Source organism: Ignavibacteriales bacterium (genome assembly GCA_026390775.1).
In the GTDB taxonomy this organism is placed as follows: domain Bacteria; phylum Bacteroidota; class Ignavibacteria; order Ignavibacteriales; family Melioribacteraceae; genus Fen-1258.
Map to the genome: position 1 here is coordinate 58,427 of JAPLFF010000004.1, position 12,353 is coordinate 70,779.

The 12,353-nt window shown below is 37.1% G+C and carries 13 protein-coding genes; all 13 read right to left on the minus strand.

What is annotated here, in order from left to right; all coding sequences use genetic code 11:
• Positions 1 to 15: 15 nt before the first annotated feature.
• On the minus strand, positions 16 to 315 hold the full coding sequence (locus NTZ27_04375) for an isoamylase early set domain-containing protein (GenBank protein MCX6173975.1): 300 nt from the start codon (positions 313 to 315) through the stop codon (positions 16 to 18).
• 81 nt (positions 316 to 396) lie between these two features.
• On the minus strand, positions 397 to 3,483 hold the full coding sequence (locus NTZ27_04380) for an efflux RND transporter permease subunit (protein ID MCX6173976.1): 3,087 nt from the start codon (positions 3,481 to 3,483) through the stop codon (positions 397 to 399).
• Positions 3,484 to 3,485: 2 nt separating this feature from the next.
• Positions 3,486 to 4,565 (minus strand): efflux RND transporter periplasmic adaptor subunit, encoded by a 1,080-nt coding sequence (locus NTZ27_04385; GenBank protein ID MCX6173977.1) that lies wholly within the window; start codon positions 4,563 to 4,565, stop codon positions 3,486 to 3,488.
• A complete protein-coding gene (locus NTZ27_04390) occupies positions 4,562 to 5,845 on the minus strand; it encodes a TolC family protein (protein ID MCX6173978.1) in 1,284 nt (427 codons plus the stop codon). The genes NTZ27_04385 and NTZ27_04390 overlap by 4 nt, the downstream gene beginning before the upstream one ends.
• A 26-nt stretch (positions 5,846 to 5,871) precedes the next feature.
• Positions 5,872 to 6,639 carry a hypothetical protein gene (locus NTZ27_04395; protein ID MCX6173979.1) on the minus strand — a complete coding sequence of 256 codons (768 nt, stop codon included), beginning with the start codon at positions 6,637 to 6,639 and terminating at the stop codon, positions 5,872 to 5,874.
• Between the two features lie 29 nt (positions 6,640 to 6,668).
• Positions 6,669 to 7,181: a hypothetical protein gene (locus tag NTZ27_04400; protein ID MCX6173980.1), complete on the minus strand. Its 513-nt coding sequence runs from the start codon at positions 7,179 to 7,181 to the stop codon at positions 6,669 to 6,671.
• Positions 7,182 to 7,327: 146 nt separating this feature from the next.
• On the minus strand, positions 7,328 to 7,936 hold the full coding sequence (locus NTZ27_04405; GenBank protein ID MCX6173981.1) for an FmdE family protein: 609 nt from the start codon (positions 7,934 to 7,936) through the stop codon (positions 7,328 to 7,330).
• Between the two features lie 21 nt (positions 7,937 to 7,957).
• Positions 7,958 to 8,944 (minus strand): porin, encoded by a 987-nt coding sequence (locus NTZ27_04410; GenBank protein ID MCX6173982.1) that lies wholly within the window; start codon positions 8,942 to 8,944, stop codon positions 7,958 to 7,960.
• A 12-nt stretch (positions 8,945 to 8,956) separates the two neighbouring features.
• Complete coding sequence (locus tag NTZ27_04415) at positions 8,957 to 9,730, minus strand: sulfite exporter TauE/SafE family protein (GenBank protein ID MCX6173983.1); 774 nt, start codon at positions 9,728 to 9,730, stop codon at positions 8,957 to 8,959.
• 13 nt (positions 9,731 to 9,743) lie between these two features.
• Entirely contained in the window at positions 9,744 to 10,391 is a 648-nt protein-coding gene (locus NTZ27_04420) for an FmdE family protein (GenBank protein MCX6173984.1), read from the minus strand.
• A gap of 56 nt (positions 10,392 to 10,447) precedes the next feature.
• The gene (locus tag NTZ27_04425) at positions 10,448 to 11,038 is read right to left on the minus strand and encodes a TetR/AcrR family transcriptional regulator (protein MCX6173985.1); all 591 of its coding nucleotides are present in this window, start codon (positions 11,036 to 11,038) and stop codon (positions 10,448 to 10,450) included.
• 512 nt (positions 11,039 to 11,550) lie between these two features.
• Entirely contained in the window at positions 11,551 to 11,832 is a 282-nt protein-coding gene (locus NTZ27_04430) for a hypothetical protein (protein ID MCX6173986.1), read from the minus strand.
• A 124-nt stretch (positions 11,833 to 11,956) separates the two neighbouring features.
• Positions 11,957 to 12,352, minus strand: a complete 396-nt coding sequence (locus NTZ27_04435; protein MCX6173987.1) for a very short patch repair endonuclease — start codon at positions 12,350 to 12,352, stop codon at positions 11,957 to 11,959.
• Between the last annotated feature and the right edge of the window lies 1 nt (position 12,353).

Sequence of the window (12,353 nt, forward strand, 5' to 3'; positions counted from 1 at the left end):
ACAAAATGTGAACCGCTATATTACCAGAACGCTGTTTTCCGAATCGCCGAAAGGATTAAGCACATGTATATCTGCTTCGGCTTCATTTAACCAAACACCGCTGCCGCAATATCTGAATTGATATTCTTTGCCGGCTTCAAGTTCAATCGTTATGCTTTCTTTGTTCTTTGAAGTGAACAAATTTGCTTTGTGATCCCAGTTATTAAATTCACCTACCAAAGCAATCTCATCGAATTGTTCTGCAATTTCTTTTGGCAGTGTAAATGTAACTTTGCATGTTGATTTGTCTTTTGAGTATTCTTTTTTAATTGACATGACATTCTCCTTCAAATTTATTTAGGAAATATCCGCCTCCTCTCAATTCAAAAGGAGGCATTGATTTTCTATTTAATAATCCTATCCAATCTCAGCAATCGGTTTTTCTTTCTTTTTATCAATCATATAAGCGAACATTGGTATATAAATAAGTGTGAGCAAAGTCCCGATTAATAACCCGCCGATTGCAACATCTGCTAAAGGACTTAATCTTTCCAATCCAACAGCTTGTTCAAGAGCTATCGGAATCATTCCGGCAATAGTGCCGAACGCCGTCATCATAACGGGACGGAAACGAATGCGAACGCTTTCGATTGCGCTTTCAAACGGGGTTTCACCGTTTGCTCTATAATTTTGATAGAAGTCGATAAGCAAAACTGCATTCTTAATTATGATTCCAAAGAGCAATAATATCCCAAGAAGACTCGGCATACAACTCGGTTTATGAAACAATAACATTCCCCACGCCGCGCCGATCATCGCAAGAGGCAAAACTGCAATCATAATGAACGACATTTTTACAGAACGGTAAAAAGAAATTAGAACCATTAATAAAAGAATTATTCCCAATCCAATTGCCTTTATCATTCGTGCAAAACTGTCGTTAATTTGCGCGATGTCTCCTTCTTGAGTTATTATATCGTTATCATTCTTAACGTTCACAAGCGCGGCTTCAGCATCGTCTGTTAAATGGCTTACCGGGCGATTTGCGCGGTAACCGTTAACATCAATACTGTAAAGCATTTTGTCGCGTTCGATTTTTGCGAAGGTTAGATTTTTAGAAATCGTCGCCAAATGCTCAAGCGGTATTTCTCCCATCGGCGTATGAATTGGTAATAACCTTAAGGTTTGTTCATTCTCGCTGAACTTTCCTTTGAGATACAATCGAACGATTTGCGTGTTCAAAGATTGAAGATCAGCATTGAGTCCAACAGTTTGTCCTCTCACCGGAATTTGCATCGCGATTTCGTATGGAGTTATTCCGTAGCTCAAAGCTTTATTCTCATCAATGTTTAAAACTATCTCGCTAAAATCTTTATCCCAGCTTGTGGATAACGAAGTCAATCCTTTTATATCCTTCAGAGCTTTTTCAACTTCGTGAGATTTTTCTGCTAGTCCGTCCACCATTGGAGATTTTATTCTAACATCCAACGTTGCTTTAATTGTAGAAAGTGCCGTTGCTCCGAAATCATAAACATCATTTTTCTTTATGCCTTCCAGATATGAAAGTTTATCGCGTATAATATCTTCGATCTGCCACATGTTCATTTTTCTATCGAACCGGTTCACGCAGTATATTGTTATTGTTGCCTCAGCCGGTAAGTTGCCGCTGCCTAAACTTAGAACGCCCATTTCGTTTCCAAAAGCAACCGAACTTTTTGTTACCCACGGCTGTTGATGAAGCCATTTTACAAAAGGTTCAATTTTGGTTTCAGCGTTATTAACCGTTGAATTCGAACTGAACATTACCTGCGCTTTAATGATGCCGGTGTCCATCGGCGGCATCGCGTCTCTGCCAATAGTCGGCATGATAGTTTTCATACTTAAGGCGAGAAGAATTACCACGCCAAGTATAAGAGCAACGCGCCGCCAAACTCTATTCTTACCGTTTGAGAATTTAATTACGTTCACATACGGTTCTACCATTCTTCCAAACGATTTATTATAAATCTTGTTGAACCACAACTCAACTTTGGTTTTGCCGGTTCCCTTTTTGTAAAGAGATTCCGAAAGTTTTGGAATAAACGTGATTGCCAGAAAGAACGAAATCAAGAGTGCAATGATTAAAGTCATTATTAGCGGCAGAAATATTTTTTGAGGAAATCCGCCTACAAACATCAATGGAAATACTATCGCTATTGTTGCTAACGTTCCGGACCAAATTGGACCGATGACTTCTTTTGTTCCCTTATGAATTGCGGTTTGTAAATCCTCTTTCAACTCGTTAAGATGCCGCTCGATATTTTCAAGCACCACAACGGCGTCATCGGTAAGCATTCCAAGAGCAAGAATTATTGCCGTATAAATAACAATGTTTAAACTTCCTCCCGTAAGCCAGATTACCGCCATAGTAGAAAAGAATACCAATGGAATTGATAACGCGGCGGCAATGATTGCTCTAAAATTTCCAAGGAAGAAAAGTATAATTAACAGCGTATAAAATATCGCGTCTCTTAATGCGACGAGCATATTATCGTTGGAAAGTTCAATCAAATCCCGTTGCGTATCGGATATTTCAAAATTTATGTTGGGATATTTTGCTTCGAGTTTTGTCATCTCTTCACGTGCGGCTTTACTTACACTTAAAACGCTTCCGCCCGGAGCGCGTTGAATAGCCAATGCTATTGCCTGCTTTCCGTTGCCGATATAACCGCTTGTGCGTTTTGCGTAGCTCCAGCTTACGTTTGCAATATCGCCCAATCTTACATTTGGCATAACGCTAATTTGTTTTAACCGTTCAACCTCATCTTTCTCGCCGTAGAAAGTAATTGTATAAAAACTGTTTTCTCCTTTCACAAATCCAACCGGCATATCACGGTTTAGTGTTTGCAACGCTTTGGCTATTTTATCAAAATCTGTGTTATACTTTTTAGCTTTGAATGGATCTACTTCAACATTGATTGAGCTTTCATATCCTCCGAAAACTTCAACGTTGCCGATATCCGGGTTGCTTAACAGATACGGCTTTAAGTAGCTGTCGGCAATTTTTCTAATATCGCCGAGATCGATATTATTGTTTTTCGGTGATAAAGAAATGACATCTACCGGAAGAATAAAATCTCCCGCCGTATAAATTGCGGGGTTCGCGTCTGCCGGTAAAACTCCCTTGGCAATTGAAAGTGCGTTAGCTACGTCAACCGCCGCCGCGTTCAAACTTTTTTCATAACTGAATTCCGCTTTCACAATCGAAAAGTTTGCTACGTTTATCGAACTGATATCCGTTACCAATCCTAACCGCGCAATTTCCTGCTCGATAGGTTTTGAAACTGTATTTGCAGCAACTTGTGCCGTTGCCCCCGGTATTTTTGTAATAACCATTACCTGTGGGGGCGTTGAATCCGGGAACAAATTTTTGGGAAGAGTAACAAGCGCGATAATTCCCATTACAAAAAATCCGGCAAGCAGAGAGTAAAGGAGATGCGGACGTTTATAGAAATATTCAAACATGATTATCTCTCCTCTGTTTTAATACTTGCGCCGCTCAGAAGTGTAAGAAGAATATCCTGCTTGGCAACCACAAGTTCTTTACCTGATAGTTCATTGTTCCCGATTACAACGCCGTCCTCGCCGGTTTGAATAATATTTACTTTCGTTGCAACCGCTTTGTCATTCTCCTTCACAAAAACATAGTTCATACCGTCTCTGTTTAAAATTGCGTCAATCGGAAGTTTAATTGCGTTGCCGTTATAAACTTCAACATCTACTTCAACCCGTTCACCCGTAGTCATTCCGTGGGCTTCAACATTTACTTTGTAAGCTGATAATCCGTTTAACGTTGTATTCAATGGAATTGCTTTATAATCTTTACCGCCGACGTTTACACCGTAGACTTGTAAATCAGAGGGAACATAGAGCATCAAATAAAAATCGCTGCTCGCGCTTAAGGTTGCAACCGGCTGCCCCGGCATTATCATATCTCCCGGGTTAACTATATTTCTGGAAATCTGTCCGTCAACCGGGGATTTTATAATTGCGTAAGAAAGATTATTCGTAGCATCATTCAAATTTTGCGTTGATGCTTCAACTTTAGCTCTTAGTTCCGCAAGCTGGCTTTCTTCCATTTCCGATTGTTCTATCGAAGCTCCTTTTACAGCGAGAAGTTCTAAAGTTCTTTTGTGTGTTGCTTCTAAATTTTTAAGTGCTGTCTTCGCGGCTGATAATTGTGATTGAACGCTTGCTTTGTTAGCTTCAATTGTGGTAGCGTCAAGCCGCGCGATTATTTCTCCCTTTCTTACAAACGTGCCGCTGTTTTTTACATACTCAACACGCGCCGCAATTTTGGAAGCAAGATTTACATCCATATCGTTTTGCGTTTGCGCCAGATACGGCAGCGTTAGTTTAACTTGTTGCTGCTGAGCTTTAATTGTAGATACGGTAATAGCGTAAGTCTTTGCCGAAGGCAATGCTTCTTCTGCTTTCTTTGCTCTCACTAAGACAAAGATTGCGGCAATAATTATTAAAACCGTAACACCGGTTCCGATTTTTATTCCCTTTGATATTGCCGCCAGTCTATTAAATAAATTTATCATTTTACTATCTCCTCTATGCTGTTTCCATAAATAACGGCAAGCTTAACAAGCGTCTGCCACTTTTGTGCCTGCGCCTTAAATAATTTTGATTTTTCAAGAACAAGATCATCCTCATATTTCAAGTAATCTTCCATCGTCATTTGATCAGCTTGATAACTTACCTTTGCAATGTTCAATAATTCTTCTTTGTCTTTAATGCTGTTGTTATAAAGCTCGATTGAGTTTTCAACTAGAGGAAGACTTTTTTGTAATTGCTCTGCTTGAGATGAAAGTTCAAGACTCATTTTATCCAATTCATTTTGGGATGCTTTTACTTCAACGGCGCTTTTGCTTATTTGTGAATACTGGTCCATCGCAAGCAATGGAATTTTTAACACCAATCCGATTGTGTAATAATTTTCGGCAATGTCCTTGCTGTTATTATAAGCCGTTGCAAAGCCTCTGCTAAAATTTCCTTGCAGCGCAAGCATTGGAAATAATTTTTCTACTTCAGCGCGATGACCTAATCTATCGGCTTCCAATTTTTCTTTTAACGGATCTAACGCTTTTATTTCTCCATCCTTATAATTTCCGGTCTGCGTCATCGGAAGCGAATTTTTTAATGATATACCCGTTAATGTTCTAATTCCGGCAAGAACTTCTTCTCGCTGCAACGAAAGATCATTTTTCATTACGTCTATTTCACTAACGCCGTTATTTATTTTAAGCAGAGATGATTCCGGGGCGCGTCCGTTCTTTACTTTGATTGTTATAAATTCCTTAGTCTTCAAAAGAGAATTTTTCTTTTGATCCAGCGCCGCTCCTAACGCGTCTATATACGCAAGGTTGGAATTCAAGCTTACAAGCATCGCTTCATTCTTAAGCAGATTAATATATTTTTTGTCTTCGGCGGATTTATACATCATCGAGGTTTTTGAAGCCATCGTATAAATTGATTTAACAAAAATCGGCATCGAAACAGTAGCTCCAATTCGATAAACATTTTGACTGAACGGCTGCGTAAGCGATGGGTCTTTAATTAATGTGAACATTTCGTTTGGAGGCAATGGCAATATACCCGTCGCTTTAGAGTAATAGTCAAATCTCCCAAAAAGATCTATGTTGGGAAAAAGATAACTATGAGCCATACTCTTTCCCGCATCGGCTTGCTCTATATTTAATTCATCGCTCATTGTTGCCGGATGTGTCTTTAATGAATCGAAGAGCGCTCCGATATTCTTTACTTCTTGACCAAACAATAGTAGCGGGATGAAAAGAATAATTATTATTTTTTTTAGCATTGCTGCCTCCTTTAATTAAAATTTTCTTACATGGAAGCGATAAATGGTTTAGGAAAATCCGTAGAGAATGTTGTGTATAAACTATTTGCCGCTTTCGAATCGCCGCTTTCAATTGCTTTTATCCATTCGTCTGCTGTTTTGTTTATTGATGCGAACTGCGGCGCAAAGTTTTCTGTGTGTTTTACTTTTTCGTTAGTTTGCTCTAACATCTTTTTTATCATTACGCCGTTTTCTTTTGCAAGTTTAATATTACCGGCGTTTGCCATATCGGTCGCTAATTTCATTTGCATGTTGATAACAAACAGCATATCGGTTAAATCAACTGTTCCGTTGTTTCTGTGCATCCTTCCAAATATTTGACAGAATGTGCTGCAATATTTTGCGGCTATCTTATAATCTTTTTGAGCGGCTAAAGTTTTTACAAGTGTTAAGTTATCTGCAAAGTCGTCGAAATAACTAGCCCAAAGAGGGTCGTTCTTATATTCAGCCGGTGGATTGTTTTTAAATTTTTGTGTTAAAGATTCCAGCTCAGTAGCGGCTGCTGAAATAACATTTGACACTTGTTGTTCGGTTGGATTGGCCGCTTTCATTGTTCCGCAAGTCATAACTGCTTTTTTATGGAAGCCGGACGCTTCTTTATCAAATGCGGATTGCGCAAACATTGAAGTTGCCACGAATCCAAAGATGAATAACATTGCAAATAATTTTTTCCCCGCTAAGCGGTTCGCCTTTGGCGAATTCATTTCGTTCAACATTTTTAGTTTTCCTTTTATGTTTATATAGTGGAGCGGCATTTAGCCGCCCCGGTTTTATACTTTGTAAATTATAATCCAAACATTACGCTTACGTATGTATTCCAATAACTCAAGTTATCTCCGTTGTATTGATATTTTGTCGAAAGATCGAGCCCAATATTTTCACTTAGCGGAATTGCATATCCTGTTCCTACGCTGAAACCCCATTCGGTTTTTGAATCAGATATATTTTGTGGTCCTGTCCAGCTATAAAAATGCAATCCGGTTTCAACCATTCCATACCATCCGCTTACAAAGTATAGTTTAGTTCCAACTACTAATGGAACTGCAGAATAGCTGTAGCCATTGCTTTCTGCAAAACCTAAGTAACCGCTTGTAACTGTTCCGTTCCAAGCTCCGCCAAGATGAAATTCATATTGACCTGTAACTCCCCAGCCGGTGCTTGCAACATTTGATAAATCACTCATTGGAAAATTCAATTGAGTTCCTAAGCTCAATATGTTTGAACTTTTCAATGATTGTGCGTTTGATAGACCTACAAACATCATAACGCTAAACAAGGTGAATAGTAACTTCTTCATTTTAATACTCCTTTTATTTGGTTAAATTGGAGTATAAATTATGTGGGATTTGTTCACGCAAATCCGTTATAAGCATAATTTATACGTGGTTTATTAACGTGGAGCGGCAGTTTGCCGCTCCGTTGTTTTCAATTCATCAAAGAACATCAATTAGTTTTTGCAGCGCAGTCAATGCAAACTTGCTTGCCGTTTTTTAATCTTCCATATTCTTCTACCGTCATTTCGCCGCAGTCTTCACACACGAAACCTGCAAAGCTGTCTTTATTCGGTTCAAGTTTGTAATCGAACACTTCTGAAATATTAATCAGTTTTTCTTCCGGAGCGTTTATAACATTGTTAATTAACGGATCAACAACCTCAGCCGGAACCTTGCTCGCCGGTATTCCTTTTTCTCTGTAATCTTTGAAGAAAGCCGATTGTTTATTCTGAAGCATAGCTTCTGCTTTTGGTGTTACACGAACGGCTTTTCCGTTTGCTCTGTCTATTAATGTTACCGCCCACTTTCCTTTATGCGTTTTCTTAATGTTCCCTTTACCGAATGTTGTTCCCATTATTACCTGAAGTCCGTCAGCGTAACAAGTAGCGCAGTGATCTTCACCAAGATCAACGAACGCTACAACTTGCCCATCCTTCGCTCTTTCAACTCCGAGTGCGTTCATTGCTGCCGCACCTACTTTTAGTCCCATCGGCATTGCGGGACATTTATGCCCGTGAAATTTTTGTCCGAACTCCAACCAATCTTTTGGATTAACCATATTTGCAACTCCTTCCTTTTATTAATTAAAAAATATCTGATATTGAATTTCCGCTTCGTTTATATTTTTATTTCTGCTGAACTGTGTTTTGTAATCTGCCATCAATTTATTTTTTTGAGACAAGTAATAATTGAACCCAACTAAATACCATTCGTTATCGTTGGTTGCCGGATTAAGATCCTTATACTTTTCTATTTGAGTTAATATTTGAAAATCGTTTGCGAGATAGTATGCCGCATAAACGTAATAACCCCAAGCATTTTGATTCATAATGTCCGCATTAACAAACTCACTTTGAAAATCAAATTTTTCTATCTTTAATTGCGCTTGAAAACCATATCGGTAATCGTTTCCTGCTATAGTTTCATTGGAGGTAAATATTTTAGGAAAAGTTTGATTTTCTAAGAATCTATAACCGAATGACGCTCCAATGTTTGCTAACTCATTTTTATCATTGATAAGATTGTAGCTCGCCTTTGTTGTGTATAGTAGAGAATTATTAATGTTGGTTCCTGGAAATTTTTGATTGCCGTTAAATATTCCTAAACTGAGTTTGAGATCTGAATCAAGCAGATCAAAATTTCCTTCAACGCCAATTTCTCTTGCAGAACTTTTATCTCCGTGGATTAAATTATTGATAACATTTGCCCGTTCTAATACCGGTATAAAAGCATCGGATTGCATTCTCTGCAAAGTAAAATTCGGAACAAATTTTCCAACTCTTAAAAAACCAAAATTCCATTTAACATCTACAAAAGCATCCTGGAAATAAAAATTATCATCTGTAATCGAGCGATATACTGCCTGCATTTTATATGTAATATTTTCAGCCAAAGGTGCTTTACCGTCAATCCAAAGTTTTGCTCTTCGTATCATGAATCCCGCACTAATTCTATCATTATAAGTGAAGCGACTTTGAATATATCCGTTCCAATCGAATGACTTTTCTTGTGCAAATACAAATTCAAATGAAATCAAACTCAACAAAACAATAAAAATCTTTTTCATTCTTTCCTCTAATTAAATTAGTTTAATAAGTATCTGTGCGGCTAACGCCCACATTATTAAACCGAGTCCGGCTTTTATCATTTTGGGTTTTACTCTCAAACTAAATCTGGCTCCAAGATTTCCGCCAATAAGAACAGCTACACCAGCCGCGGCTATTAAAGGATAATCAAGTTTGTGCGATGTCGCGTGACCAATTATTCCGGCAAGCGCAGAAAAGGATATTATCAAATGTGAAGAACCTGCTGCGGACTTTGTTGGATATTTTAAAACATAAGTCATGAATGGAACTATTAAAACACCGCCGCCAACACCAAGCAATCCGGAGATAAGTCCTACAGCAAAACTAAATGCGACAATTAATGCATACTTAGCAGTCGTTAACATTGGTAATGGTTCCTCATCTGTATCATTTCCTTTTTGCCAATATGTCAAAATCATTCTTGTGCCAAGTATTAGAAGGAAGGATACAAACAACCACAGCAATACGTTTTGATTTACTTGTTTGGCAAAAACACCGCCCGTAAAAGCTCCAATAACAATACCCGGCACAAACATGAACGAAGCTTTCATGTCGATCATCTTATTCTTATAAAATACATATCCGGCAGAGATCGAGGTTATTAGATTTAGAACCAACGAAGTTGATGTAGAGCTTAAAACCGAAAACCCAAGTAGTATTAACAGCGGAGAGTAAACCGACCCTCCGCCCTGTCCAAACATCGAGAAGACAAAAGCAAGAACAAAAGAAAATATAACTGCCATTATAAGAACGCTGTTCAAATCCATTTCTTTATCTCTCCTAATTTTGGTTTTTTGAAATCAGCAAGTTTGGTAAATGGATTACTGTTTCTTCCGCTTCTCTTTCGGAACAAGGAATGCAAACTCTCTTTCCATCTTTCACTCTCAAGTATCTTTCAAAAACATATTCTCCGCATACTTCGCACTTTGCTTTGTTGAATGAACCTTTTACCGGACTATATTTAAAATTTTCAAGAACAGTTACGCTAAATAGTTCATCGTTGGTAGCGTTAAGAACTATATTTATAATATCGATGCGAACACTCTCCGGTATCTCGGAAGGTTCTATTCCTTGTTTACGGAATTTGAAAAATTCGTGGGGAGCTAGTTTATCCTGGAATTCATTTTTAAGAAAAATTCTTACCGCATCTTTTTTACCTGGATACCAAAAAATTGCCGCGACTTTTCCATAATTCAATCTTTCAATCATTCCTTTGCCGAAGGTTGCACTTGTTGCAGACATAATTCCGTCCTGCATACATCCTTGCGGATGACCGACACCCATCTCGGAAAACACATGCATCTGGTGGTCCAAACTTTTTTCCACGCCTAATTTTTCTAATGCCAATGTTCCCATCCTATAACCTATCGGCATAAAGGGGCATCTATGCCCGTGAAATTCGAAAGTCCATTCTGGTAAATTAAACATTGCTATTTCTCCTCTATTGTTTGTAAACATTTACTTACATATATAGACAAATTTTTTTATCCCTTTAAGGTCTTTAAGATTAACGAATACATTCTTTGACAAAAATTATCCACATTCAAACCGCTTTTATTCAATATCATCTCAATATTAAACATTATTGGAATACCCATATAAAGCATTGCAATATCTTCCGGATTAATGTTTTTATCGCATAACCCCTCTGCTATTCCATCTTTTACCATCTTTATTATAAACTGCTTCTGTTCTGAAAGTATCTGATTTAATTTTTCCTTCAGCTCTTTATCACCTAAGTGTGTTGCCTCGGAAAACAGAAGTATGGTTACTCCTCTATTTTCTTTCAGATATCTTACATTGCGGCACAAATAGTTAAACAATTTTTCTTCTGTCTTAACGGGACTTATAACAATGCTTCTAAGCGATCCGATCAAATCGTTTGCAACATCTTCCATAATTCCCTTAATAATATCTCTTTTGGTAGCGAAGTGACGGAAAATTGCCCCTTCTGTAAAGCCAATTCTTTTTGCGAGGTTCCTCGTGGATAGATTATGCAAACCTTCTTCGGCAATTATTTCCAACACCGTTTTCTTTATCTGCTCCTGTCTTACTTCAGTTGATTCTTTTACCATTTTCTCTTATTCCAATAATTAAGTAATCACTCACTTACTAAAATACACAAATAAAATTATTTGTCAAGTTATTTCTTAAAAATCTTTTTTGAATAAAGAGAATTGTTAATGCATCATAGAAGAATTTGCCGCATGTATGAATCTTTTAGGAACCATGCGCTGCTTATCTTCTTGTGCTTTTCAAAATTCCATCTATTCTAGAATCAATTATTCTATGCTAAAAAGGTTATTTTTATTTTCAACAAATTAACAAGTTAAAGACTCTATATGACAAAACTCCTTATTCAGTTCTGTCTGAATTTCTTCAAACCAAAGACACAGCTCCAACTTGAAATCATCTTCCTTAGGAATCAACTCGAAATTCTTAACAGTTTTAAGAATTTGTATAATTATTTTATTCAGAGAATAGTATACTCTCCGACAGCTTCATTTTAATCAATGGATTCAATGTTTTGAAAAGTGATGGTGACCGAAAAATGACTGGATTAATAAGAACTTATACAATTAATTAATTATTCCCTCATAATATATTTCTTAAATACCACTTCATGATATTCTATAAAATCTATTGAGAATTTTTGCTCTTCAATACCACTTTTAAATAGTTTTAGATTTAAAGGTTCGACAACCTCTTCCAACGAAGCAAGCTTGTTTTCAAAAATTTCATTCGCGGTTACTTCAATTCCTTCTATCTCAATTCCATATCCCTGGGATTCGAGCTCCAAACAAATAATTCCAAGAGCTGAATTCATTTCATCGGCACTAAGGGCCAAGTATATTTTCTCTAAGTTCATATATTTTACCTTTTATTATTTACTTCTACTTATACCATTATTTGCATTATCAACTTCTGCTTTATAATATATTATTTCTTATTAATAATTTGATATTGGGCCATAATTTTCATTTGATCACTTTTCATATATACTTCATGAATTTAGAACTTTTAGTTTTTCTAATAATTCTCAACATTACTTTTTCAATTTTTCCTTCAATCTCACATTCCCAAACAATAATTACTTTCCATCCCATTTTCCGTAAAGCTTTTTTATTCCGTTTATCCCTAATTGCATTATTACTGAATTTCTCTTCCCAATACTTGGAATTTGTGGAAGGAATTCTACCCTCAGTACAGTATTTATGTTGATGCCAAAAACATCCATGTACAAATATGATCATATTATACTTTGCTAAAACAATATCTGGTCTACCTGGTAAGTGTTTTGAATGAATCCGAAATCTATAACCTAATTTGTGAAGTGCTGAACGCAAAATCATCTCCGGTTTTGTATTTTTCTCCCGGATTTTACTCATT